General features: G+C 64.5%; 24 protein-coding genes, 1 tRNA gene and 8 pseudogenes. 26 read left to right on the top strand and 7 right to left on the bottom strand.

The annotated features are described in order from the left end of the window. The first annotated feature begins 206 nt into the window (after positions 1–206). The 8 genes from GNX96_RS41065 (at position 207) to GNX96_RS41025 (ending at position 6,592) form a co-directional block, all read left to right on the top strand. Positions 207–1,118 (top strand): type II secretion system F family protein, encoded by a 912-nt coding sequence (locus GNX96_RS41065; protein ID WP_163573003.1) that lies wholly within the window; start codon positions 207–209, stop codon positions 1,116–1,118. Between the two features lie 306 nt (positions 1,119–1,424). After that, on the top strand, positions 1,425–1,847 hold the full coding sequence (locus GNX96_RS41060) for a type II secretion system F family protein (RefSeq protein WP_163573002.1): 423 nt from the start codon (positions 1,425–1,427) through the stop codon (positions 1,845–1,847). Between the two features lie 298 nt (positions 1,848–2,145). Next, entirely contained in the window at positions 2,146–2,559 is a 414-nt protein-coding gene (locus GNX96_RS41055; RefSeq protein WP_163573001.1) for a TadE family protein, read from the top strand. Then, entirely contained in the window at positions 2,556–3,038 is a 483-nt protein-coding gene (locus GNX96_RS41050) for a pilus assembly protein (protein ID WP_163573000.1), read from the top strand. The genes GNX96_RS41055 and GNX96_RS41050 overlap by 4 nt, the downstream gene beginning before the upstream one ends. A 9-nt stretch (positions 3,039–3,047) precedes the next feature. Then, positions 3,048–3,500: a pilus assembly protein TadG-related protein gene (locus GNX96_RS41045; RefSeq protein ID WP_344309789.1), complete on the top strand. Its 453-nt coding sequence runs from the start codon at positions 3,048–3,050 to the stop codon at positions 3,498–3,500. Between the two features lie 12 nt (positions 3,501–3,512). Continuing rightward, positions 3,513–3,776, top strand: a complete 264-nt coding sequence (locus GNX96_RS41040; RefSeq protein ID WP_163572999.1) for a hypothetical protein — start codon at positions 3,513–3,515, stop codon at positions 3,774–3,776. A gap of 916 nt (positions 3,777–4,692) precedes the next feature. Beyond that, a complete protein-coding gene (locus GNX96_RS41030) occupies positions 4,693–5,793 on the top strand; it encodes a hypothetical protein (protein WP_279582845.1) in 1,101 nt (366 codons plus the stop codon). A gap of 151 nt (positions 5,794–5,944) precedes the next feature. Further along, the gene (locus GNX96_RS41025; RefSeq protein ID WP_163572996.1) at positions 5,945–6,592 is read left to right on the top strand and encodes an AfsR/SARP family transcriptional regulator; all 648 of its coding nucleotides are present in this window, start codon (positions 5,945–5,947) and stop codon (positions 6,590–6,592) included. 236 nt (positions 6,593–6,828) lie between these two features. Here the strand turns inward: GNX96_RS41025 and GNX96_RS41020 are convergent, their stop codons facing one another. Beyond that, positions 6,829–7,215 (bottom strand): plasmid pRiA4b ORF-3 family protein, encoded by a 387-nt coding sequence (locus GNX96_RS41020; RefSeq protein ID WP_163572995.1) that lies wholly within the window; start codon positions 7,213–7,215, stop codon positions 6,829–6,831. Between the two features lie 764 nt (positions 7,216–7,979). Next, on the bottom strand, positions 7,980–8,390 hold the full coding sequence (locus tag GNX96_RS41015) for a hypothetical protein (protein ID WP_163572994.1): 411 nt from the start codon (positions 8,388–8,390) through the stop codon (positions 7,980–7,982). On the opposite strand from GNX96_RS41015, the gene GNX96_RS59105 reads away from it, so the two are divergent. From GNX96_RS59105 to GNX96_RS66230, 3 genes and pseudogenes are all read left to right on the top strand, one after another. Next, the gene (locus tag GNX96_RS59105) at positions 8,389–8,913 is read left to right on the top strand and encodes a hypothetical protein (protein WP_279582844.1); all 525 of its coding nucleotides are present in this window, start codon (positions 8,389–8,391) and stop codon (positions 8,911–8,913) included. The genes GNX96_RS41015 and GNX96_RS59105 overlap by 2 nt on opposite strands. Before the next feature lie 1,192 nt (positions 8,914–10,105). Beyond that, positions 10,106–10,906: pseudogene (locus GNX96_RS41000) on the top strand (recombinase family protein); the annotation flags it as partial. Between the two features lie 29 nt (positions 10,907–10,935). Next, a pseudogene (locus GNX96_RS66230) lies at positions 10,936–11,094 on the top strand (hypothetical protein); the annotation flags it as partial. Positions 11,095–11,769: 675 nt separating this feature from the next. Here GNX96_RS66230 and GNX96_RS40995 read toward each other — a convergent pair. Continuing rightward, positions 11,770–11,841, bottom strand: a tRNA-Arg gene (locus GNX96_RS40995). A gap of 264 nt (positions 11,842–12,105) precedes the next feature. On the opposite strand from GNX96_RS40995, the pseudogene GNX96_RS59100 reads away from it, so the two are divergent. The 10 genes and pseudogenes from GNX96_RS59100 to GNX96_RS40970 all read left to right on the top strand — a co-directional run. Beyond that, positions 12,106–12,526: pseudogene (locus GNX96_RS59100) on the top strand (ATP-binding protein); the annotation flags it as partial. Positions 12,527–12,659: 133 nt separating this feature from the next. Then, positions 12,660–13,112, top strand: coding sequence for a hypothetical protein (locus GNX96_RS59095; protein WP_279582842.1), 453 nt, complete (start codon positions 12,660–12,662; stop codon positions 13,110–13,112). Beyond that, a pseudogene (locus GNX96_RS66225) lies at positions 13,072–13,188 on the top strand (hypothetical protein); the annotation flags it as partial. The gene GNX96_RS59095 and the pseudogene GNX96_RS66225, both read left to right, overlap by 41 nt. Then, a pseudogene (locus GNX96_RS66220) lies at positions 13,158–13,427 on the top strand (hypothetical protein); the annotation flags it as partial. The pseudogenes GNX96_RS66225 and GNX96_RS66220, both read left to right, overlap by 31 nt. A gap of 49 nt (positions 13,428–13,476) precedes the next feature. Next, on the top strand, positions 13,477–13,677 hold the full coding sequence (locus tag GNX96_RS59090; protein ID WP_279582841.1) for a toprim domain-containing protein: 201 nt from the start codon (positions 13,477–13,479) through the stop codon (positions 13,675–13,677). Between the two features lie 8 nt (positions 13,678–13,685). Beyond that, positions 13,686–14,390 (top strand): toprim domain-containing protein, encoded by a 705-nt coding sequence (locus GNX96_RS59085; RefSeq protein ID WP_279582840.1) that lies wholly within the window; start codon positions 13,686–13,688, stop codon positions 14,388–14,390. Further along, positions 14,332–16,725: a DNA gyrase/topoisomerase IV subunit A gene (locus tag GNX96_RS40985; RefSeq protein WP_279582839.1), complete on the top strand. Its 2,394-nt coding sequence runs from the start codon at positions 14,332–14,334 to the stop codon at positions 16,723–16,725. The genes GNX96_RS59085 and GNX96_RS40985 overlap by 59 nt, the downstream gene beginning before the upstream one ends. A gap of 273 nt (positions 16,726–16,998) precedes the next feature. After that, positions 16,999–17,868 carry a sulfotransferase family protein gene (locus GNX96_RS40980; RefSeq protein WP_279582838.1) on the top strand — a complete coding sequence of 290 codons (870 nt, stop codon included), beginning with the start codon at positions 16,999–17,001 and terminating at the stop codon, positions 17,866–17,868. Between the two features lie 381 nt (positions 17,869–18,249). Further along, a complete protein-coding gene (locus GNX96_RS40975; protein ID WP_279582837.1) occupies positions 18,250–19,380 on the top strand; it encodes an elongation factor Tu in 1,131 nt (376 codons plus the stop codon). Between the two features lie 96 nt (positions 19,381–19,476). Beyond that, positions 19,477–19,995 (top strand): mycothiol transferase, encoded by a 519-nt coding sequence (locus tag GNX96_RS40970; RefSeq protein ID WP_163572992.1) that lies wholly within the window; start codon positions 19,477–19,479, stop codon positions 19,993–19,995. Between the two features lie 22 nt (positions 19,996–20,017). On the opposite strand, the pseudogene GNX96_RS40965 reads toward GNX96_RS40970, so the two are convergent. The 4 genes and pseudogenes from GNX96_RS40965 to GNX96_RS59080 form a co-directional block, all read right to left on the bottom strand. Continuing rightward, positions 20,018–20,720: pseudogene (locus GNX96_RS40965) on the bottom strand (2OG-Fe(II) oxygenase). Continuing rightward, positions 20,720–20,878, bottom strand: a complete 159-nt coding sequence (locus GNX96_RS61810; protein WP_313885917.1) for a methylated-DNA--[protein]-cysteine S-methyltransferase — start codon at positions 20,876–20,878, stop codon at positions 20,720–20,722. Before GNX96_RS61810 ends, GNX96_RS40965 begins: the two are co-directional and overlap by 1 nt. Continuing rightward, positions 20,821–21,171, bottom strand: coding sequence for a methylated-DNA--[protein]-cysteine S-methyltransferase (locus GNX96_RS61805; protein WP_313885916.1), 351 nt, complete (start codon positions 21,169–21,171; stop codon positions 20,821–20,823). The genes GNX96_RS61810 and GNX96_RS61805 overlap by 58 nt, the downstream gene beginning before the upstream one ends. A 143-nt stretch (positions 21,172–21,314) precedes the next feature. After that, on the bottom strand, positions 21,315–21,557 hold the full coding sequence (locus GNX96_RS59080) for a hypothetical protein (RefSeq protein WP_279582836.1): 243 nt from the start codon (positions 21,555–21,557) through the stop codon (positions 21,315–21,317). A gap of 267 nt (positions 21,558–21,824) precedes the next feature. On the opposite strand from GNX96_RS59080, the gene GNX96_RS40950 reads away from it, so the two are divergent. The 5 genes and pseudogenes from GNX96_RS40950 (at position 21,825) to GNX96_RS66205 (ending at position 23,118) form a co-directional block, all read left to right on the top strand. Next, the gene (locus GNX96_RS40950; protein ID WP_163572991.1) at positions 21,825–21,980 is read left to right on the top strand and encodes a hypothetical protein; all 156 of its coding nucleotides are present in this window, start codon (positions 21,825–21,827) and stop codon (positions 21,978–21,980) included. Between the two features lie 126 nt (positions 21,981–22,106). Continuing rightward, a pseudogene (locus GNX96_RS66215) lies at positions 22,107–22,190 on the top strand (hypothetical protein); the annotation flags it as partial. Between the two features lie 298 nt (positions 22,191–22,488). Further along, a complete protein-coding gene (locus tag GNX96_RS66210; protein WP_163573034.1) occupies positions 22,489–22,758 on the top strand; it encodes a 2OG-Fe(II) oxygenase in 270 nt (89 codons plus the stop codon). Continuing rightward, positions 22,670–22,936 (top strand): annotated as a pseudogene (locus GNX96_RS59070) (2OG-Fe(II) oxygenase); the annotation flags it as partial. The gene GNX96_RS66210 and the pseudogene GNX96_RS59070, both read left to right, overlap by 89 nt. Beyond that, on the top strand, positions 22,882–23,118 hold the full coding sequence (locus GNX96_RS66205; RefSeq protein WP_163573033.1) for a 2OG-Fe(II) oxygenase: 237 nt from the start codon (positions 22,882–22,884) through the stop codon (positions 23,116–23,118). The pseudogene GNX96_RS59070 and the gene GNX96_RS66205, both read left to right, overlap by 55 nt. Positions 23,119–23,216 lie beyond the last annotated feature (98 nt).

Raw genomic sequence — 23,216 nt, 5'->3', positions numbered from 1 at the left:
CTGCTCCTCGACCAGCTCCGGTCACCCACTGATCGGACACCGGGCAACGGCGCGCCCATGCCCTCACCGGCGACTCCGCTCGGGGATAGGGCACGACCCAGTCGAGTTCAGGTGAGGATCCCTGCCGACCGAGTTGGGCTGCGGCGCCTGGTCATCCGCGTGAGCCTCGCTGCGACCGCTGGTACGGCGATGGGTGTCGTGACCGGGTGGCCGGTCACGGTAGCGCTGGCTGCGGCGGAGTGTGGGCGCTGCCACCGATCTTGGGACCGGATCGGGTCGCGGTGCGCCGGCAGCAGCGCTGCGAGGCGGTCGCGACCTGGACCGAATCCTTGAGGGACTTGGTCTCAGCCGGTGCAGGCCTCCATCACGCCATCACTGTCAGCGCACGGAAAGCACCTGAGCCGATCGCGACCGAGATCAGCGAGCTGGCCGGCGCTATCCACCGCGGCGACCGCCTTCCGGCCGCGTTGCGCCGATGCGGTCACCACCTGGACGACCGTACGGCTGACCTCGTCATCGCCACCCTGGCCACAGCCACTGCAGGACACGCCGGAGCCGGCGTCGCCCGACAATTGGCGGCGTTGGCCGCGACCGCACGCGACCAGGTCGCAACGAGACGACGACTGGAACCCCAGCGGGCCCGGGTCCGTACCTCGGTCCGCATCATCACCGCCACCAGCGTGGGGACTGTCGCCTTCCTCGCCGTCACCAGCCACCAGTTCCTCGCCCCCTACGGACAGCTGGACCGGGCAACTGACCCTGCTGGTCGTCGGCGTCCTGTTCTCCGGCGCGTTCCTGCTCCTTGGCCGCATGGGACGCGAGCCCGACTCGGGCCGATTCCTCACCGCACTGGACCGGCTCGACCACCCAGCCCGACTGCAGGACCCGACATGACCGCCGGAGCGATCGCTATGGAGGCCCTGTCCGGCGTGGTCAGCCTGGTCGAGGCGCTGCCGGTTCGCGCGATTCTGCTCGGCGGCGTCGGCGGACTGGGACTATGGCTGGTCATTACTGGGCTCACGCCGATCCACTCGACGTTGAGCGCTAGCCTCGCCGAACTGCAGCAGCCGCCAGCCAGAACACCGCCCGCGCGCGGGAACAGTTTTCACGGCTGCTAGTGCGATCGACGACCACAATCCTCAGAGCAGCGGGGTTGCCGACCTCCGCGATGCACCGCGATCTGGCCGCCGCCGGCCGCAGCGTCGACCAGTACGCGCTCATCCAGGTTTCCCAGTGCGCTGGCTGGGCTGACCGCTCCAACCCTCGTATGCGCGTTCCTTGCTGCCTTCGGCGTTGGCATAGGGTTCGCCCTGCCGGTCTGGGCGACTTTGGCCACCGCAGTGCTGGGCATGGCAATACCAGTCCTGCGGCTCCGATCGGCAGCTGACGCCCAGCGCGCCGCGATGCGCCACACTCTGTCGGCAGTGCTCGACCTGACCGCGGTCAGCCTGGCTGGCGGCGCAGGCGTGCATCAAGCTCTCAATGCAGCCACGGCCGTCGGCGAAGGGCCACACGCGACGCTCCTACACCGCGCCGTCCGCGACGCCAACCTCCTGCCCGGACTCACCCTCTGGCAATCCCTGGACCAGCTCGGCGAACAACTGGACGTCATTGAGCTCCGCGACCTCGCCACCACTGCTGAGTTGGCCGGCGGTGAAGGCGCCCGCATCCGCGCGTCATTGATCGCCCGCGCCGACGCACTTCGTACCCAGCAACTGGCCGCCGACGAAGCTGACGCCACCACCAACACCGAACGCATGGCCATACCATTGGCCTTGCTGGCGCTGGCCTTTCTCGTCTTCCTCGTGTACCCCGCGCTGACCACGGTGATGCGCACACTCGGCTGAGCAACAACAGGAGCAATAACCCATGCCACCACCACACCGCGCAACGTGGATCCACGGAATTTACGGCTTTATCGCTGACTGTGTGCATGCCGCCGCTATCTGGTGGTCCACACACCTCACACGATTGCGGGAGCGCGGTTCCGAGAACGGCGAGGTAAAATGAATGGGTGCTGATTGTGGCGCTCACCGTCATCGCCACCACCGTCATCGTCGGGATCGTCATCGCCGGCGCCACCCAGAAAGCGCAAAACATATGGAAATAGCCCTAGCCACACAGACTGTCACCGCACTCGCACGTATGCTGCGACCTTTTTTGTGGCTGCGCCGCAAACTGTCTGGTGAAAAGGGTTCAAGCAGCGTCAGCTTCGCCGTCGCCGCGCCGGCGATCGTCGCGCTGATGATGCTAATCGTGCAAGCGGGATTGTGGGCCTATGCCACCCAGGTTGCGCACTACGCCGCTACCACTGCGCTGGACACCGCCCGCGCCGATGGCGGCAGCGTTGCCGTCGCGCGGACGCAAGCTAATGCCATTCTTCGTACGACCACACCGAACCTGCTCACCAAGCCACAGGTGCGCATCTACCGGGACGGCACACGCGTCACCGTCGCCATCAAGGCCGAGGTGCAACCACTTCTGCCCGGCATGGTGATCCCAGTTGCGGTGACGAGCAGCGCTGAGCTCGAGAGATTCACGACAGACCAAGACCGATGATCACCAACGAATCCGAGCGACACAGCGGATCGGAGACGCGTACGCAGCGTCAGGTTCTCAGGCGCCTACGCGCGGAGGACGGATCAACCGAGGTGGAGCTGCCGATTCTCGCCTCCGTTTTCCTCGCTTTGCTCATGATGGTGGTCTTCTGCGGCCGCGGAGTCGCCACGCGCAACTTCGGCTCACCGCCGCTGCAGGAAACGCCTCGCGCGCCGCGTCCTTGGCGCGTACGCCGGCAACCGCACGCATCCAAGCCGAGAGTCGTCGCCGAAACATCGTTGCGCGACCAGGGAATCCGATGCCAGAACAGTCACATCGACGTCGACCTGACGCAGTTCAACCCTGGAGGCACCGTCACGGTCATCTTTGAATGCGATGTTCCTTTCCAAGACCTGGCGATTCTCGGCGTCCCCGCGGCAATTCCCCTCACAGGTCGCGGCAGCTCCCCGGTCGACCAGTGGCGATCACGTGGAAATTAGGTGAAACCCATGAACGCTCGCAATATGGCAAAATGCCTACGCTCCGGGCCACGGAGCGGTGAGGACGGCAGCATCACTCCGGCCATGTGCATCCTCGCCCTCGCGGCACTCGTCGTCGCTGCGTTTGTTCTCGACGCGGGCCTTGCTCTGCGAACGAAGTACGACGCCGGCACCATCGCCCAAGCCGCGGCCCGCACAGGCGCCTGGCAGTTGAATCTCATCGTCTTCCGGCAAACCGGCGATGCTCGCCTTGACCCACCCGCCGCCGAATACGCCGCGCTTGACTACCTCCATCGCTTGCACGCCACCGGAACTGTGACAGCGACTACGACCGCCGTCACGGTCACCGTCACGTCCAACTACCGCACCCGACTGCTCAATTCCGTTGGGCTGACCGCCATCCCCGTCGCGGCCACCGCTACCGCCGTGGCCGAATCCGGCGTCACCGCACCGAACCGATAGGGGAGACACACGATGGCACCCCTACACCCCCGCGTCCTGAAAGCCCTGGCTGGCACGCTCGGCTTGGCCGCCGCGCTGATCGGTCTACCTGCTCTCCTTATCTGGGCTGCGCGCTGGCCGCTACCCATGTCACTTCCGAAGCTGGACGACCTTGGGCAGCTGCTCACCGACGCACACATTCCCGACCAGGTCATCATCAACACCCTCGCCATCGCCGGATGGATCATCATCTGGCGCTCTTCCTACTCGACGTCGTCACCGAGATCACCAACCTGATCCGCCGTACGCACAGTGCACGTGGCGGGCCGTTGCGGTTCCTGGCCCGTATCCTCGTCGGCGCCATTGCCGCCGCGATCGTCGCTGAATCCACCGCCGCCATCGCGGCGCCCACTCCTGCGACGCCCACGACACCGACCGGTACGCCTGCCCGGCCAGCTGTCACCCAATTTATCGAAAACGCATCGAGCCGGACATCGACGCTTCTCCAACCAGTAGGGAGCCCCACCGGCGGCTTGGGTTTCGTAGCAAGCACGACTGAGCGTGTACCGAGCCGAGAAATCTATGTCGTCCAGTCGGGTGACAACCTCTGGAACATCGCCAAACACCACCTCGGCCCACACTCAGGCAACGCTCGCATTCAAACCCTCGTGGACCAGATTTTCGCGCTCAACAAAGGAATCCACCAACGCGTCGGCGGCCGTCTCACCGATCCAGATGAGATAGAACCCGGCTGGAAACTCCGCCTTCCGGCGACACCCCGGCTGAACGCGCCTGGATCAAACGTGCCGCAGCCGAGACCGCGGCAGCCGCCCCAGACATCTTCAGGACGGAACGTGCCTCCACCAGCGCCGGCACGACAAGACACACCAGGCCCAATGACGTCGCAGCCGAATTCTCGGCATCCCAACCGACCTGGAACGGAAAAAAACCAGTGGCCACACAGCCCGCGCGTCAACCCTTGGTGGCGCCGCAAACGACCACGCCGTCGTCACCGACTCCGCCGTCAACGATGCCGGTCCCACCCGGTGACGACGGTGTGGTTCCCAACAACCCGACTCCGAGTCCTCAGGCACCTGCCGCCACAAATGCTCAGCACGAACCGGATTCGGGCGAACCACCGGCAAACTCGTCAAACAACGCAATTGCGCTATCGAGCGGTTCAGTCATCAGCACAGGACTTGCTGCGACCTTGTTGGCCGCCGCCGGCCTGATCATCCTTCGTTATCGACGGCGCTACCAACCCAGCTGGCCCAGCCCCGCCCGTCACGACATCCGATGGCCGTGGGAACGCTTGATCAACCGCATCAGTGCAACCACAGGGAAAAGCAGATTTGCGATGGACACGCAGACAGGGGAGGCCATCAGGGACCGCACCGACGACACCCCGCGGGTCGAGCTCGGCGACATCACGGTCGATTTTCCGCGATCGCCTGTGCCTGACCAATGGCTCGATCAGGAGACCGAGAAGTACGAGACCGATAACAGAGGAGCAGACGAGGACCAGACCACGCAAGACTCCCCACCATTGTCCGGTGCGTTCCAGCCATGCGCTATCGGGGAAACTATGGATGGCGAGGACATCAGGATTGAGGACCTGCCCACCACCGGACTTGTTCTCACCGGACCCGGTGCTGCGCGCGCCCTCCGCGCGACGCTACTGGCCGCGTTGTCCGTGCTGGAGTTGGAGGAGGTATCCGTGCTGACCACTCACCAGCTCTGGAACACCGCGACCATGAGCGCAATCGTGCCGCCTCAGGTGACGATTGCCAAGACCACCGCTGGGGCGCTCGACCTCTTGCACGACGAGGCGACCAGCCGAAAACACCTAGAGGCCCTAGGCGGAACGGACTGGATGCCCACTGTGGTCGCGATACTCCCCGCCGAAGGTGACTGGACCAAAGTCCACGCCGCCCTGCGCGACGGCGAGAACTGGATACGCATCGTCGCCCTAGCGACCGATCCCGCTGATGCAAACAAAACCAGCATCGAGACCTCAATAGCCGTCGATATCGACGGAACCGTCACCGGATCCCGATTGCTGCGCAAGTTCTACATGGTCACGGACGACGACACCCATCAGGCGGTCGATCTCCTCGGCGCCACCCATTTCACCCGCGACCCCTCGCAGACCAATGCGCCCCCCCCAATCAATCGAGAACACCGCACTTGCAACCAGAACGAGCAACGATGGCGACACCACAATCCCCGCCACACTAGGAAAATCCGGGCCTCACCCGTCTCGCTCCCAGACCATCGACGTGGAAACCGGCGACTGCGCCGAGCAGGCGTCTAGCGGCGCTGGCGGAGTCGGGGCCGGCGACATCGAGAGTGCTGACACGACAAGCGAACACTTGCACGAGGAGGACCTACCCGCAGCGGGAATCGTGAACACCAGGTCCGCCGACGCTTTGGTCCAGCTGACGACCTTTGGGCCGCCTCGAATATTGGTCGCCGGCGGCCCGATCACACACGGTCTTCGACACGCAGCACGGGAACTCGTGCTATGGCTGGCGATGCACGAACGCGGTGGAACACTCGACGAAATAGGCGCAGCGCTCTATCCCGACGCAACACTCCAACAAACCCAGCAACGATGCCGTACCGCCACCGGGAACGTGCGGTCCATTCTCCGAAAGGTCACCCAAACAACGGAGACCTTCATCATCTACAACAACGACACCGGCCGCTACCACCTTGACCGCGATGTCTTCGACGTTGACCTGTGGCGATTCGACCTCCTCATCGACGAAGCCAGCCGACAGCGTGAGCCTGGCGAAACAACCGCGTTGCTTCGACGAGCCGCCAGCCTGTACACGGACGGCTTCGCCGTCGGCGTGAACTCCGAATGGACCATTCCCATCCGCGAAACTGTCCGCCGACGCGCCCTCGACTGCCTCTCGCGACTCGCCGCCCTAACCTCTACCGACAACCTCACCGATGCGATGGCGACCGTTCAACGCGCCATCGACATTGACCCGTTCGCCGAAAGCCTCTACGAACAACTCGCCAATCTCCAAAACCAGGCAGGCATGCCTGACGCCGCCACACGCACACTGCTCGCCCTGCATCGCAAAATCTCCGAACTCGACTGATACGGACGTCCTGACCGAGGGCCGAGCGCGGTCAGCGGAGAGGTAGGTGTCGGCGCGGCGCGGCAGCCGCTACGGGGCGCCCGGAGCTTGCATCTGGCGCTGCCGCTCGCAGGGCTGCGGCTGTGGCAGAGCCGACCGCGATCGACATTGCCTGGCATGACTCGTTCGAGAATTTCTGGCTGGTCCTGACCGTCGCGGCGGTCTCGCAAGTCCCGGATCGGGTTGTACAACCACCGCTACTCGTCATTGTCAATGATGCGGACGGTGCGGGTGTACTGCCCTGGGCCGTGTTCAGTAATGAACATCGGCTCTGGTGCGTCCGGCCCCGGCCACGGCTGGTGCGGAGGTTCCGGGATTGGCGTACCGCCGTCGTCGCCGTCAAACATCCGGCCGTACGGGTCCGGGATGACACCCCAGCCCCAGTAGGGCAACGGCCTATCCGGCACCACACCCAGCACCTCGCCGGGATCGATCTCCTGTGGCCCGATCACGCAGCGGTGGCGCCAGTTGTCTCCCAAATCGAACGTGTATCTGAACTCCGCGCCCAGCTCCAGCACCTCACCCAGCGTCAGTACGTCGGCGTCCAACTCCCGTGCCGGGTCGATGTCGTCGATGAAGCGCAACTCCGCGACGGTCTTCCCAGAGGTGGCAATTCGAACTCGTGCAGATGACTGCGGTCCCACCGAGCGAACGCGTCATCAATCGCCTCGGCGAACATGTGGAACGTATGGACCGGGGCCACAGCGAAAATTCGGCCGGGGTGAGGCCAAAGCTCGCCGGCTTGGCCACCGCCCAGCAGATCCACCCGCACCGACCACCAGCTTCCGTGTCGCCGTCTAGTCACGGAGCAGATTGTGCTCCTTGCTACCCGGAACCACCCAAGTGCAACGCCGTGCAGATGGTGTTTCCTCGTAAATCTCGCCAGCCTCCCCACAAGCCTGCGCTGTCAGATGTCGGCCGGCGTCCGGTCGATGGGCGACGACTTCGGTGTTAGCAACCTCAGGCGTGCAGTCAGGTTTATCGGATTTACAAGGCAAACTGGCGTCCTAGGCACCTTTAGTCATTCGGATGTAAACAATCGGAGGTCTCGGAGGCCTTAGAGAGTGTCGACATCTCACCGCGCCGCGGCGCGCACAGCATGGCTGGTGAACCACCTACGGACGACCCGGCAGACAATATTCCGCCCGGGTCGCCGACATTCCGACGACGGGTATTGAGTCTCGCGATCCGAACTACGGTCGACGAGGTTACCGTTCGCGGAGACTTGATCGTCGATCTCAATCCAGTACCGGCCCGATTCGGGCTGTGGCTGGCGTCCGAACGGCGAGTGACGGCCTGCTTCGCGATCAGTGACAGCGACGCACGTACCGCGGACACCGACCAGAAGTCAGTCAGCCCAATCCAGCATGCGCGGGGCCGTGTCCGAACCGTCCGGTGCGGTCAGCTCAGTCGGCTGTTGCTGGGCAACCCAGGTGTCGCGGCGGCGATCGCTCTCGACGACCCGACAACGTGGCAGGAAGACGCAGAGGAACTGGCTCAAGCCTGCTACACCGTCCTGCGGCCAGGCGGTCACCTCGTAACCGCTGCGCCCATAACCGAAAGCAACCTCCCACCTGTTGGCCCCCACCGCTCTCGCGTCAGCGAGAGCGGCGTTCCATCCAAGCTGGTGTGGCAGGCGGCCGGCCTGCTCCACCGCGGTGATCGCGTCGCCAGCGGACCGCTCAGCCTTAACGACATCGACGTCTATGCCAAGCCTTCCATCGAGTCGACTTTGGCCGCGGGCGTGAGGTGAACCCATGCCGAAACGTCAGCGGCGCCCTCGGGCAGAAATCGATCGGGCTGGGCTGACCGACCTGCCACCAACCGTGGATTTGCCTACGGCGGCGGCCGTGTTGGGCCTCGGCCGCACCGCCGGCTACCGACTCGCTCAGAACGAGAAATTCCCGTGTTCGGTCATCCTCGTCGGCGCGAGCTACCGGATACCGACAGTCGGCCTGTTGGGCTCGGACCAAGGCGCTGCCGTCAGGGCCGCCATCACGGCTCGGCGGGTAGCCCCGCCGCAGATCTCTCTCGCCGATCTCGCTGAACTGCCGGCCATCGTGAGTCTGCGTACGTCAGCCGCGGTCTTGGGAATCGCGCGCACCGTGGCTTACGAACTCGCACGGATGGGAAAATTTCCCTGTCCACTCTTGCGGATCGGCACCGTCTACGAGGTAGCTACAACCGACCTCTTGTTCTTGCTCGGCATCACGCCCAGCAGCCAACCGCGGAGGGAGGCGATTATCAATGACGCGACCATCGTCGGCCGACCGACCGAATGAGGTTGCTTCCTTGTCTGCGGTTGAGCTCCGCCACGCCACAGCACGTCTCGCTAGACGAGACGCCGTTAGCGAGGCGGCGCTCGGACAGATGGTGGATGCACGAGAGCTGCGCGAGTGTGCGTGGGAGATCGGCGAGAGCCTCCCTGGTCATGCGAGACAGGCCGCCAGTGATCTCTCGGCGCGTCGATCGCTTGCGCGAGAACGGGGGCTGCGGCGGGATACGCCCGATGTGCAGTGCGTCCGCTGCTCTCTCGAGGCCGGTAATGGCGATGGCGCTCGGCGAGACCTGGCAAGCGCCATGGGTCTCGTCGACGGGGTACGACGGGGCTCGGGTGGCAGGACTCCGATGTCTCTGTCCGTGCAACCTGCGCTGTGGTAGCCGTGCCGCCTCGATGTCGGAGCGTTGTCGTACCGCATGAACCCCCGACCTGGCGGCTCGGCGGGTGTGCCGGTCATCTGCAGTCCTCGAACAGGTCCCGAAAGCGTGTGAAGGGGCCCGTTGGCGTCGTTCCCGGCCAGACCGTGGACGCTCTAGGCGCATTTGCTCAGATCCGTGATCCAGCCTCAGCCCCGCGCCTTCGCAGGGAGGGAAGACGTGTCTCGGCCGACATCGGACTTAGTGTTTCCGTTTCTCGCTGGGTGCCGAAGCGTGGGCCAACGGGGCCGAGGCTCTTTGCCGTGTCTCGCGCGGCTATTCCGCTCCGGCTCAGACTCGCGTCTCGTTCGTCTCGTCCCGAATTCGCTTTAAAATTAGATCTGAGAGTTTTCTCGGATTTCAAGCGAGACTTCTCGACTGCGGTTACGCGAGAGGCTTCGGTGGGCGGTGGTGCCACGTCATGCGTAAGACAGTCCGTAGGCGTGGACCACGCGAGGATGAAAGCTATACGGTGGAATTCTGCGTCCACACCGTGGACGGCGTCGAAGCATCGCATTTACGGCAGGTGCAGACGCGCGCCATCTTGGAGGTACTTACGTGGGTAGCCCGGAACAGATCCAAGGGTGGATCAAGCGAAACTCATTAGAACGACCCGCCGCGGAGCGGCCGTTGTATGTCGCGTTTCTCGGGCGTACGTCAGGAGACGAACAACAGGATCCGACGCTATCGTTGCCGCGCCAGCTGGACAATTGCCGAAGAGGCTTGCCGGATGGGGCCATCATCGTCGCCCACTTCTACGACGTGGAGTCGGGACGTATGGAACTGGCGAAGCGTGGCAAGGGGAAGTCGCTCAAGCGGTTCGACATTCCTATTCCGCGAGATGGAGGTCTCAACGATCTCCTTGATGAGGCGGAACGCGAGGATAGACGATTCGAGGCTGTCATATGCGAATCTATCGACCGCGTCGCCCGCCGCACGTACTACGGAACACGGATCGAGCACCAGCTTGAGGAATGCGGCATCCCGCTCCTCGCTGCTGATGAGCCAATTTCATTGCCAACGCCCGGCCGGAAGGCGAAGAAAGCGACCGTAGTGCTGACTCGCCGCGTTAAGCAAGGTGTCTCTGAATGGTACGTGCTCGAGATGCTCGAAAAAGCCTGGGACGGCTACGCGATCCATACTGAGAACGGCTTCAATATAGGAAAGCCATGCTACGGCTTCATGGCCCGCCTGGTTCCACATCCAGTTCCGAAGAAAAGAGACAAAGGCGCCAAGAAGACACTCCTCGCGCCGCATCCGGTGCAGGGGCTGGTAGTGAAGAAGATATTCGCATGGCGCGTCAACGAGCTGCTGAGCTACTCAGCCATCGCGCACCGGCTCAACGAAGACCTCGACACCAACCCGCCACCGACTCCCGTTGACCCAAGCAGAGCGGTAGGCCGCTGGACCGGGAGCAGCGTGCGAGAGGTTCTCACGAATCCGAAGCACACCGGCCACATGGTGTGGAATCGTCACGCCAGGAAAAGCGGGCATAACCGGCTGAATCCACCGTCGCATTGGGTATGGTCACCAGAGTACAAACATGAACCACTCATTGACCTTGAGACCTTCGTCCGCGCCCAGGAAGTTCCGTCAAGGTCAAAGGGATCACGACCAACGTCACTTCCCAACAAACATCCGCAGACAAAAAACGTGTCTACCGTTACCGCAGCTACGTCTTCTGTGGCTTTTGCGGACGTCGCCATCACGGCAAGACAATCAGGGGCTTCGCCTACTACGTCTGCGCTCCACGGAAGGAATATCGGCGCGACGACCATCCAGCAAGCCTGTGGATCCCTGAAGCGAAAATCACTGAAGCGCTGAACGATTTTCTCGCTACCCGGGTCTTCGGCCGTTATCGCCGCGACCTTCTGGGAGCGGGAGCAGGCAACATTCAAGCAGCCGAGGCTCGCGAGCGCGCCTCGAAGATGAACGCGCTGCGCCGGCGCATCCAGGACACCAAGGACCGTGCCAAGCGGCTTGTCCGGCAACTTGAGTTCGTCAATGACGACGAGGACCGCGACCTCATCCGAGACGTCCGGCAGCGGCGAGCTGAGCTAGCGGCAGAACGCGACGAGCTCGAGACGCGGCTGCGGAACCTCGAGCTGGAAGATGCCGATCAGCCCAATGGTGCACTTCTGGACGCTCTTCCGGTCGGGATCGCGGACCTCGACACCCTCGACGACACCGTGGCCAGGCGACTGTTCGAAGCGCTACGGCTACGTATCGTGTGTGACACACGGGATGAGCGTAAACGGATCAGGTGTGAAGTGACCCTCACCGGAGACACGATGGAAGGCGCTACCCAACTTGGGAAGGAACTGCTTAGCGGGCCGCAAGAGAGTCTCGGCGCAGTGACCAAGCAATCTGGTCTGCTACCCGGCCCACGAGACGGTAGTATGCCGTCAGTGAGCCAGGCAGGTAGTTATCCTAGCTGGCCGTGCCCCTGGCAGGATTCGAACCTGCGCACCCGCCTCCGGAGGGCGGTGCTCTATCCCCTGAGCTACAGGGGCCAGCGGGATGAAACTTTACAACAGGTGGGGCGTTGGTCGTACGGCGGGCCGGTTCCGGACCCGCCGCCGGCCTGGTGCGTACGGGTTCGTGCTGGTCATGGGTGCCACGGTGGGTGACGGCTGGCTGTGTCGTATCGTCGACAGTGCGGGGAAACACGGTCCAGATGCGCGGGGTTGTCGGGGCGCACGACTAGTCTCCCCTTACGGTGGACCGTTGGCTCGCGCCCTGTGCCGGTGCCCAGACCACCTGTCTGTGCTTGCCTTATGACCTGGGAGAAAGACCCTGTGACTGCCACCGCCGAGATCCTCTATGGGGCCGATGACCTGACCCATCTGGAAGGTCTGGAAGCGGTCCGCAAGCGACCCGGGATGTATATCGGCTCCACCGACAGCAGCCGGGGCATCAACCATCTGCTCACCGAGGTGGTGGACAACTCCACGGACGAGGGTGTGGGCGGTCACGCCAGCAAGGTGGTCGTCACGCTGCACGCCGACGGCAGCATCCAGGTCGACGACGACGGTCGCGGCATTCCGACCGGAGTGCACGCGAAGTCCGGTCTGTCCGGCGTCGAGCTGGTGCTCACTCGACTACACGCGGGCGGCAAGTTCGGTGGCTCGGCTTACAAGGCCTCCGGTGGTCTGCACGGGGTCGGCGCGTCCGCGGTCAACGCGCTGTCGCACCGGTTCGACGTGACGGTGCGCCAGGATGCCAAGGTCCACCAGATGTCGTTCAAGCACGGTGCGCCGGGTGTGTTCGACGGGCCTGGCAAGGACGCGAAGTTCACCCCCCCAAGTCCGGCCTGAACGTGCAGGGCCGGATGAAGCGCGGCGAGTCTTCCGGCACGTCCATCCGTTACTGGTACGACTCACGTTACTTCGAGGCCAATGCCGCACTCGACGTTGACGCGGTAAGGGCGAAACTGCGGAACACCGCGTTTTTGGTGCCCGGCGTCACGTATGTGTTGAAGCACGCCACCGACGGCACGATTGGTGAGGAGACCCTCCACTACCCGAGCGGTCTGTCCGACATGGTGGACTTTCTGGCCCCCGCTGACGAAAAGCCGGTTTCCGGCACGCTGCTGATCGTCGGCGACGGGACATACAAGGAGAATGCCGCCGACGCCGAAGGGGTCATGCGGTCCAATGTGGAGCGTCAGGCCGAGGTGGAGGTCGCGCGCGCTGCGCTGGGGCACCGGCTACGAGCGTACGGTCGAGTGCTTCACCAATACGATCCGCAACGTGCACGGCGGCACCCATCGGCGAGGTTTTGACCGGGCCGTGTGTGAAAGCGATCCAGGAAGCGATCTCCAAGACGCGTGGCCTGCTCAAGCCCAAAGAGGACATGCCGACCCCCTGGACGACGTGCTGGAGGGCATGACCGCCGTCATCCACGTCCGGATCCCCCGGAGCCGCAGTTCACTTCGCAGACCAAGGACGAGCTGTCCACCACCGGCATCACCAAGGTCATCTTGGGTGTCGTCGAGGGCCAGCTCAAAGCCTGGACCGAAGCCCGCAAAACCAAGACCGAAGCCAAAATCGTCCTCCAGAAGGTCGTCGACGCCTCCCGCGTGAGGCTGGTCCAGAAACAACAGAAGGACGCGGCCCGGCGGAAAAACGGCACTCGAAGGTGCCGCGATGCCACCGAAGCTGGTCGACTGCCGGACCACCGGCATTTCCCGCAGCGAGCTGTTCCTGGTGGAGGGCGACTCGGCGTTGGGCTCGGCCAGAATGGCCAGAGTTTCTGAATATCAGGCGCTTTTGCCGCTTCGGGGCAAGATATTGAACGTGCAGAAGGCAAGTCTGGGCGACACGCTGAAAAAAAAAAACGCGAAATAGCCTCGATTGTGCAGGTGCTCGGCTCCGGCAGTGGGCGGACCTTCGACCTGAGCACGATGCGTTACGGCCGGGTCATTCTGATGGCCGACGCGGATGTGGACGGCTCCCATATCCGTACGCTGCTGATCACGCTTTTCGCGAAGTACATGCGGCCGGTGATCGAGGACGGCCGACTGTTTGCGGCGATGCCGCCGCTGCACAAGGTCGTCACCAAGGGCCGGAACGCGGAAACCCATTTTACCTTCACTCAGCGGGAAATGGAGCAGAAGGTCGCCGAGTTGGAAAACGCCGGCAAACAGATCGTCCGGCCGGTGCCGCGATTCAAAGGACTCGGTGAGATGGACGCGGAGGAGCTGTGGGACACCACGATGAACCCGTCCACCCGGTCGGTCCGGCGGATCACCCTTGAGGACGTCGAGGCCGCCGACGCCGCTCTTGAGCTGCTGATGGGCGAAAAAGTCGAGCCACGCCGGGTCTGGCTGGTCGAGTCCTCGGCGCGGGGTGGACCGCGAAGCGATCGACATCTGAGCGTACGAAAGGTCAAGGGGAGCACTGAGCGATGGCACGCCGTAAAAAGCCGCTGGAACCAAGATCGATCCGTCGGCGTTCGACCAGGCTGGCGCGAACGTCTACGAAATCCCGGTCAAGACCGAGATGGAGGACTCGTATCTCGAGTACGCGTATTCGGTCATCCATTCGCGGGCGCTGCCTGACGCACGTGATGGACTGAAGCCAGTCCATCGCCGGATTTTGTTCTCCATGATCGAGAACGGCTACCGGCCGACGCATGCGTACGTGAAATCCTCCCGAGTCGTCGGCGACTGCATGGGCAAGTATCATCCACACGGCGACACGGCTATTTATGACGCGTTGGTACGGCTCGCGCAGGACTTTTCGCTGAATGTTCCGCTGATCGACGGACATGGGAACTTCGGCAGTCCCGACGATGGCCCGGCCGCCAGTCGGTATACCGAGGCGCGGCTGTCGGCCGAAGCGATGCTGTTGGTGGGCGAGCTCGGCGAAGACACCGTTGACGAATATCCGAACTACGACGGCTCGCTGATGCAGCCGACCGTGTTGCCGGCGGCTTTTCCCAACCTGTTGGTGAATGGCTCGTCCGGGATCGCGGTCGGGATGGCGACCAACATGATCCCGCACAACATGGGTGAGGTGATCGCGGCCGCGCGGTGGCTGATCACCCATCCGACCGCGACACTCGACAAGCTGATGGAATTCGTGCCAGGCCCCGATTTGCCGACCGGTGGCATGCTGCTCGGTCTCGACGAGGTGCGCAAGGCGTACGAGACCGGTCGCGGTGTGGTACGCATGCGGGCAAAAGTCGAGACCGGGCCACTGGAAGGCAGTCGTGGTCGGCAGGCGATCACGATCACCGAGCTGCCGTATGGCGTCGGCCCGGAAAAGATCATCGAGCGGATTACCGACGAGGTCACGAAATCCAAGCGGCTGGTCGGCATCGCGGACGTAAAAGACCTGACAGACCGTGAAAACGGCACGCGGTTGGTGATTGAGTGCAAGGTTGGTGTCAACCCGCAGGCACTGCTGGCGGACCTTTACCGGCTGACGCCGATGGAGCAGTCTTTTGGCATCAACAATCTGGTTTTGGTGGACGGTCAGCCGCAAACGCTCGGCCTGAAGCCACTGCTGGAAGTTTTTCTCAACCACCGCTACGAGGTGGTCACCCGGCGGACGGCTTACCGCAAGCGCAAACGGGAAGAGCGGCTGCACCTGGTCGAGGGCCTGCTGAAGGCACTGCTCGACATCGACAAGGTCATCCGGTTGATCCGGTCCAGCGACAACGCGCAGGCCGCCAAAGACGGTTTGATGAAACAGTTCAGGCTGTCCGAGGTGCAGGCCACGTACATTCTGGACACACCGCTGCGCAGGCTCACCAAATACGACAAGCTGGAGCTGGAAAACGAGCACGCCAAGTTGCGCGAGGAAATCGCCGAACTGGCAAAGATTCTCGACGACGAGGCCGTGCTCAAGAAGCTCGTGTCGAACGAGTTGGCGCAGGTCGCCAAGGACTTTCCGACCGAGCGGCGGACCTCGCTGATCGACGGTGACCTCAAGGAGGTGCTGGCCGCGTCCAAACCGGCTGGCCCGCTGGAAGTGGCCGACGATCCGTGCCAGGTGGTGCTGTCCGCGACCGGGCTGTTGGCTCGTACGGCGGCGGAGTCCGAAGAGGTCGCCGAGGCCCGCCGTCGCAGCGGGCGGACCAAGCACGATGCCGTCACCGCCGTCGTACATTCGACCGCACGCGGACAAATTCTCATCGTCACGAACCGCGGCCGGGCATTCAAGACCGATGTCCTGCCGTTGCCGGTGCTGCCGGAACAAGCCGGCGTGGTGTCGTTGCGTGGCGGCATGCCGGTGCGTGAGGTTGTGCCGCTGGAAAAAGACGAGACGGTGGTGGGCATCGCGCCGCTCAACGAGGACAACGGCAGCTCGCCGGGACTGGCGCTGGGCACCCGGTTTGGCGCGGTCAAGGTGTGCGCGCCGGACTGGCCGGTGCGATCGGACGAGTTCGAGGTTATCGGCCTGAAAGAGGGCGACGAGGTCGTTGGCGCGACCTGGCTGACCGATGCCGAGGAAACCCTGGCATTCGTGTCGTCCGACGCGTCACTCCTGCGTTTCTCCGCTTCGCTCGTACGTCCACAGGGCCTCAAAGGCGGCGGCATGGCCGGCATCAACCTCGCCGCTGGCCAGCGGGCAATGTTTTTCGCGGCTATTCGTACGGACGACACCGAGCACGGTGAACCGATGGTCATCACAGCCACCGGGACCAGTGTGAAAGTCACGCCTTTCGCGGAATATCCAGCGAAAGGCCGGGCCACCGGCGGCGTAAGATCACACCGCTTCCTGAAGGGCGAGAACGGCCTGGTGGTCGCCTGGATCGGCCCACGGCCAGCCGGCGCGAGCAGCAAGGGCGACCCGATCGAGCTCCCCGAGGCGAACCCGCGCCGGGACGGCTCCGGTGCCTGGCACCCCGGCCCCGAGGTCGTCGGCCACCTCATCGAACGCGGCTAACCACCGAGCGGAGGTGACGGAATCGCGCCGTTCCGTTACCTCCGCGAAAGGCGGGCCGCTCCGGCGCGAAAGTGTCGTCCCTGTCGAGTGCGGAACAAAACCCCACTCTCGACGTCGAGTGCGGGACGAAACCCTGCTCTCGACGAAAGCCAGGCGAAACAAGGCCGAACCCAGCTCCCTGCCGGGCGGCTGGGGCAGGCGCGGCGGGCTCGGCTACGTTGGGCGCGCGAAGGTGATGCTGTCCGCCCGAATCCATAGAGGGGTGTGTTCGCGATGAGCCCGGAAAACCTGGCAGGAACAGCACGTCGACCCAGGAGCGAGTGGCCGATTTTCGTGGTGGGCTGCCACCGGTCCGGCACCACGTTGATGCGGTTCATTCTCGACACCCACCCGGCCATCGCCTGTGCGCCGGAGACGAAGCTGATGGGCGGGCTTTACGAGTTCTCCAGATACCCGCAGCTGCGGTTCGCGCTGGCTACTCTGGGGGTCACCAGCGAGCAGGGTTCGGCGGAGCTCGCCCAGCTGGTCGAGTCGATCATGGGAAAATACGCGGCTCGCAGCGGAAAAAGGCGATGGGCCGACAAGACGCCCAACTACTATCGCATTCTGCCCTTCATTCGGGAGATCTTCGCCGGTGAGGTGCTTTTCCTTTTCGTCGAGCGGCATCCGTTCGACACGATGACCTCGCTGGTGGAGTTTTTCGACCAGCGGGTCGGGGTCGACGCCGACCCGGAAACCGACCGGATCAGCCGCAGTTTCGGTGCCGGGCCGTACAGTTGGGCTCGCTACTGGACCGAGGTCAACGAGTCGATCGAGCTTTTTCGGCACGAGCATCCGGAAATCTCGCACGTCGTACGATATGAGGACGTGGTCAGCCGGCCGGATTCGACCGTGGGGTCGATTTTCGACTTCCTTGGCGAAAATATGCCGGAGGACCTGCTCAGTCAGGTGTTCACCGCGCGCCGCATCACCTCGGGATGGAAGACCACAAGATCCGCGGCACCGGTGCCATTCACGACCGGTCCACCCTGCGCTGGGCGGACTGGAAGCCGGAGCGGATCGCGGCCACCTGGCGACTGGTCGGACCACTCGCGCAGACCCTCGGCTACACGCCGGATCCGGCGGCGCCGGTTGTGCCGGTGAGCTGACCGCCCAACGGGCAGCACAAAAGGCGCTGGCGTTTTCGACGTACAGGTGCCAAACTTCCTCTCATGTTCGCGACGGTCGTCATCGGTGTGCCCGCAGGCTGCTGCCTGCCGGGCTCGGTGGCCGCTGCGTCGGTCTTGCCGGACGCGTTGTTCGACGGCGCCCGAGGCTGACCCTCCTCCGCATCGGAGGACCACCGGGGGAGGGTTGGCTCCCAGGCTTTCGCAGTGAAATTCCGTACGCCTGACTGGTTCTGGCGCGGCTCGAGTGGCTTCGGGCACGCGTCTTCTTTGGCTGCCAAAAAAAACGGCAATTTCGAGGACATCATGAGCAAGGAGCAGTACGTGCGGACCAAACCGCACGTCAAACATCGGCACGATGGGACACGTCGACCACGGGAAGACGACGCTGACCGCGGCCATCACCAAGGTGCTGTCCGAGCAGGACGGCGGAGCCACCAAGTTCGTGGCTTTCGACGGGATCGACCGGGCGCCGGAGGAGGTGGCGCGGGGGATCACGATCACCATCGCGCACATCGAGTACGAGACGGCGACGCGTCACTACGCGCACGTCGACATGCCGGGCCACGCCGACTACGTGAAGAACATGATCACCGGGGCGGCGCAGCTGGACGGCGCGATTCTGGTGGTTTCGGCGCAGGAGGGCAGCATGCCGCAGACTCGGGAGCACGTGGTGCTGGCGCGGCGGATCGGCGTGCCGCACCTGGTGGTCGCGATCAACAAGGCCGATGTGGCGCAGGACCCGGAGCTGCTGGACCTGGTTGAGCTGGAGGTCCGGGAGCTGCTCACGCAGTACGGGTTCGACGGCGACGCGGTTCCGGTCGTACGCGTCTCGGCCCTGCGTGCGCTGGCCGGCGACCCGGTCTGGAGCAGGAGCATTGTCGACCTGCTGGAGGCCGTCGACCAGCACGTACCGGAGCCGCCGCGGCGTCTCGACGAGCCGTTCCTGATGCCGATCGAGAACGTCCTGACGATCACCGGTCGCGGCACGGTGGTGACCGGTGCGGTCGAGCGGGGCGTGCTGCGGGTCGGCTCGCCGGTCGACGTGGTCGGGTTCGCGCCGACGCTGACGGCGGTGTGCGCCGGGATGGAGACCTTCGGCAAGTCGCTGGAGGAGGTCCAGGCCGGTGACAACGCGGCGCTGCTGCTGCGCGGGGTGAAGCGGCACGAGGTGCAGCGCGGTCAGGTCGTGTGCCTGCCGGGCAGCGTCCGTCCGCATCGCCGGTTCCGTGCGCAGGTTTACGCACTGTCGGCGCAGGAGGGCGGGTCGCAACAAGCCGTTCTTCAGCAACTACCAGCCGCAGTTCCACTTCCGCACCGGCGATGTGCCGGGCGCGATCGAGGTGGACGAGTGGTCATGCCGGGCGACACCGCCGACGTGGTGGTGGAGCTGGGCCAGCCGGTGGCGATGGACGAGCGGCTCGGCTTCGCGATCCGGGAGGGTGGTCATACGGTCGGCGCCGGTACGGTCGTAGCGCTACTCGACTGACGCAGGCCGCTCCGGAATGCGGCGGCTGACGCCCTGGTTCTGCACAATCGGAATCCGATTGTGCAGAACCGGGCTGACAAACCGAGAGGACCGCAAGTGACCAGCGCAGACCTTCTTGTCGACGCTTTCGAGCGAGTACGGGACGCCGTGCATCGCGCGGTGGACGGGCTTAACCCGCAAGAGCTCCAGTATCGAGTGGACCCGGACGCGAACTCGATCGGCTGGCTGGTCTGGCACCTCAGCCGAGTGCAGGACGACCACTTGGCCGAGCTCATCGGCGGCGAACAGGTATGGACCGCGAAGGGCTGGATGGAGCGTTTCGGGTTGCCGTTCGCGCCCGAGGCGACCGGCTATGGGCATGGTGGTGACGATGTCGGTGCCGTACGAGTCAAGTCCGGCGACGTGCTCACCGGCTATTACGATGCCGTCCACGAGCAGACGATCCGGTACGTCAAGACCCTGACTGACGCTGACCTGCCACGGGTGGTCGACACCGCCTGGGAACCGCCGGTGACGCTCGCGGTCCGGCTGATCAGCGTGGTCAACGACAACACCGAACACGCAGGTCAGGCCGCGTTCGTACGAGGCGTGGTCACTCGGGTCGGCACCGACTGAGGCGCGCGACAAAGCCCGCTGGTCAGGCGGCGTCGTGAAAGACCAGGCCGAGGGTGTGCCGGACGCCGGAACGGACGGTGCTCACGCCGTGTCGTACGGGCGCGGTCGACCAGCCGCGGACGGACTGGACGGGGCGGTCGCGGGTGGTGAAGACCAGCGCGTGGCCCTGTTCCAGGACGGTCGCGGTGCCCCGGGACTGGGCCCGCGGCCGCTGTTCGAGCAGCAGGAACTCGCCGCCGGTGTGGTCCCAGGCCGGGCCGGTCCAGGCCGATCACCACCTGCAGCGGGAAAACCAGGTCACCGTAGAGATCGCGATGCAGCGCGTTCCAGTCGTTTTCGCGATAACGCAACAGGATCGGCGTGGACCGAGGTTGGCCGGCGGCATGGCACATCGCCAGCCACTCGTCCAGGTCGTCCGGCCAGGGCGCCGGCTTGTGGAGCTTTTCCGCCCAGTCGCGGGCAATCGGCAGTAAGTACGGGTAGAAAGCGTGCCGCAGCTCGGAAACCAGGTCGGGCAGCGGGTAGTCGAAATACCGGTACTGCCCGGAGCCGAAACGATATCGGGCCATGTCAATGGTCGACCGGAAATGGTCCGCGTGATCGTACATTCGGGAGATTTGCCGGCACTGCTGGGAAGTGAGGATCCGGCCGACCGGCCCGCAACCGTACGAGTTCAGCTCGGTTTCGATTGCGGGCCAGTCCGCCGCGTGCACGCGGTCGACCATCACAGTCCCAGCTGCGGCTGCAGCGCTCCCTCGAGGGTGAGCAGGAATTCCTTGCGTTCCAACCCAGCCGCATAGCCGGTCAACGAGCCGTCTGCCCCGATCACTCGGTGGCACGGGCGTACGACCAGCAGCGGGTTCGCGCCGATCGCGGCCGCCACCGCGCGCGAACCCGCTCGCGGGGTGCGCCGACCTGTGCGGTCACCCAGCCGTAGGTCACGGTTTGGCCGTACGGAATGGTTTCCAGCGCTGCCCAGACCCGGCGCTGGAATTCCGTGCCGGACTCGGCGCAGTCGAGTTCGAAGGCCTGCCGGTCGCCGGCGAAATACTCCGCGAGCTGCCGGGTCACCTTCTCGAAAGCCGCTGGGTCGTGTTCCCAGTCAGGCTGAATGTTCTTGCCAGCAAAAGAAACAGCGGTCAACCGCAGGCCGGTCGCGGACTGCTCGCCGACCAAACAGCAGGTCGCCGGCCGGGCTGCTCGCCGTGGTGTAGACCGTCATCGGTCCGTCCTTTCCGTGATACTTCTTGAACATCTCCTATTCTCGGTCGGGACGGCTGGCTTGGCTGGCGGAAATCGGACGTGGCGATAGGACCTGGTCAGGAGGTGACAGTTGGTCGTTCGTCGGCTTCGGCGAGGCTCACGCCGGACTCCGGGATGACACCGAAGTGCACCAGTTGCCGGCGCGCGAGCAGGTCGGTGAGCCAACTGGTGGCCACTCGCAGCCGGTTCGCCGGCAGTGCCAGCAGGTGATAGCCGCGAGCCACCACCTTGGCCGGGAAACCGCTGAGCGGGATGTGCAGCGGATCGGCGACCGCCTGAAGGCCGGCGAGGTCCACCACGAAACCCAGATCGCTGTGTTTTGTACGCCTTCGCGGTGCCGCGGCCGAAAGCGGCGGCGATGTTGTGGGCCAGCGCGACGCCTTGACGCTGGGCGTGCTGCGCGGTCATGGCGGTGGTTCAGCCTCGCCGAAGCCGACGAACGACCAGCTGTCACCTCGTGACCAAGGGGTCTATCGCCACGTCGGATTTCCGCCAGCCAAGCCAGCCGTCCCGACCGGTGACCTAGGAGATGTTCAAGAAAGTAGTATCACGGAAAGGACGGACCGATGACGGTCTACACCACGGCGAGCAGCCCGGCCGGCGACCTGCTGTTGGTCGGCGAGCAGTCCGCGACCGGCCATGCGGTTGACCGCTGTTTCTTTTGCTGGCAAAGAACAGCTCAGCCTGACTGGAACACGACCCAGCGGCTTTCGAGAAGGTGACCCGGCAGCTCGCGGAGTATTTCGCCGGCGACCGGCAGGCCTTCGAACTCGACTGCGCCGAGTCCGGCACGGAAATTCCAGCGCCGGGTCTGGGCAGCGCTGGAAACCATTCCGTACGGCCAAACCGTGACCTACGGCTGGGTGACCGCACAGGTCGGCGCACCCCGCGAGCGGGTTCGCGCGGTGGCGGCCGCGATCGGCGCGAACCCGCTGCTGGTCGTACGCCCGTGCCACCGAGTGATCGGGGCAGACGGCTCGTTGACCGGGCTATGCGGCTGGGTTGGAACGCAAGGAATTCCTGCTCACCCTCGAGGGAGCGCTGCAGCCGCCAGCTGGGACTGTGATGGTCGAACGCGTGCACGCGGCGGACTGGCCCGCAATCGAAACCGAGCTGAACTCGTACGGTTGCGGGCCGGTCGGCCGGATCCTCACTTCCCAGCAGTGCCGGCAAAATCTCCCGAATGTACGATCACGCGGACCATTTCCGGTCGACCCATGACATGGCCCGATATCGTTTCGGCTCCGGGCAGTACCGGTATTTTTCGACTACCGCTGCCCGACCTGGTTTCCGAGCTGCGGCACGCTTTCTACCCCGTACTTACTGCCGATTGCCCGCGACTGGGCGGAAAAAGCTCCACAAAGCCGGCGCCCTGGCCGGACGACCCTGGACGAGTGGCTGGCGATGTGCCATGCCGCCGGCCAACCTCGGTCCACGCCGATCCTGTTGCGTTTATCGCGAAAACGACTGGAACGCGCTGCATCGCGATCTCTACGGTGACCTGGTTTTCCCGCTGCAGGTGGTGATCGGCCTGGACCGGCCCGGCCTGGACCACACCGGCGGCGAGTTCCTGCTGCTCTCGAACAGCGGCCGCGGGCCCAGTCCCGGGGCACCGCGACCGTCCTGTGGAACAGGGCACACGCGCTGCAAAGTCTTCACCACCGCGACCGCCCCGTCCAGTCCGTCCGCGGCTGGTCGAACCGCGCCCGTACGACACGGCGTGAGCACCGTCCGTTCCTGGCGTCTCGGCACACCCTCGGCCTGGTCTTTCACGACGCCGCTCTGACCAGCGGGCTTTGTCGCGCGCCTCAGTCGGTGGCCGACCCGAGTGACCACGCCCTCGTACGGAACGCGGCCTGACCTGCGTGTTCGGTGTTGTCGTTGACCACGCTGATCAGCGGGACGCGACGTCACGGGGTTCCCAGGACGGTGTCGACACCAGTGGCAGGTCAGCGTCA

The sequence above is a fragment of the Fodinicola feengrottensis genome, from assembly GCF_010993775.1.
Classification (GTDB): Bacteria; Actinomycetota; Actinomycetes; order Mycobacteriales; family HKI-0501; genus Fodinicola; species Fodinicola feengrottensis.
Note: the sequence above shows the minus strand (reverse complement) of the source record. Positions and strands in the feature narration are given on the sequence as shown.

Coding starts and splice junctions, on each gene's coding strand:
- GNX96_RS41055 (WP_163573001.1), top strand. CDS start 2,146: ATGCTGCGACCTTTTTTGTGGCTGCGCCGCAAACTGTCTGGTGAAAAG.
- GNX96_RS41050 (WP_163573000.1), top strand. CDS start 2,556: ATGATCACCAACGAATCCGAGCGACACAGCGGATCGGAGACGCGTACG.
- GNX96_RS41045 (WP_344309789.1), top strand. CDS start 3,048: ATGAACGCTCGCAATATGGCAAAATGCCTACGCTCCGGGCCACGGAGC.
- GNX96_RS41040 (WP_163572999.1), top strand. CDS start 3,513: ATGGCACCCCTACACCCCCGCGTCCTGAAAGCCCTGGCTGGCACGCTC.
- GNX96_RS59105 (WP_279582844.1), top strand. CDS start 8,389: ATGCCGAAACGTCAGCGGCGCCCTCGGGCAGAAATCGATCGGGCTGGG.
- GNX96_RS41015 (WP_163572994.1), bottom strand. CDS start 8,390: ATGGGTTCACCTCACGCCCGCGGCCAAAGTCGACTCGATGGAAGGCTT.
- GNX96_RS59095 (WP_279582842.1), top strand. CDS start 12,660: ATGAAGCGCGGCGAGTCTTCCGGCACGTCCATCCGTTACTGGTACGAC.
- GNX96_RS59090 (WP_279582841.1), top strand. CDS start 13,477: ATGCCACCGAAGCTGGTCGACTGCCGGACCACCGGCATTTCCCGCAGC.
- GNX96_RS40985 (WP_279582839.1), top strand. CDS start 14,332: ATGGAGGACTCGTATCTCGAGTACGCGTATTCGGTCATCCATTCGCGG.
- GNX96_RS40980 (WP_279582838.1), top strand. CDS start 16,999: ATGAGCCCGGAAAACCTGGCAGGAACAGCACGTCGACCCAGGAGCGAG.
- GNX96_RS40975 (WP_279582837.1), top strand. CDS start 18,250: ATGGGACACGTCGACCACGGGAAGACGACGCTGACCGCGGCCATCACC.
- GNX96_RS40950 (WP_163572991.1), top strand. CDS start 21,825: ATGACGGTCTACACCACGGCGAGCAGCCCGGCCGGCGACCTGCTGTTG.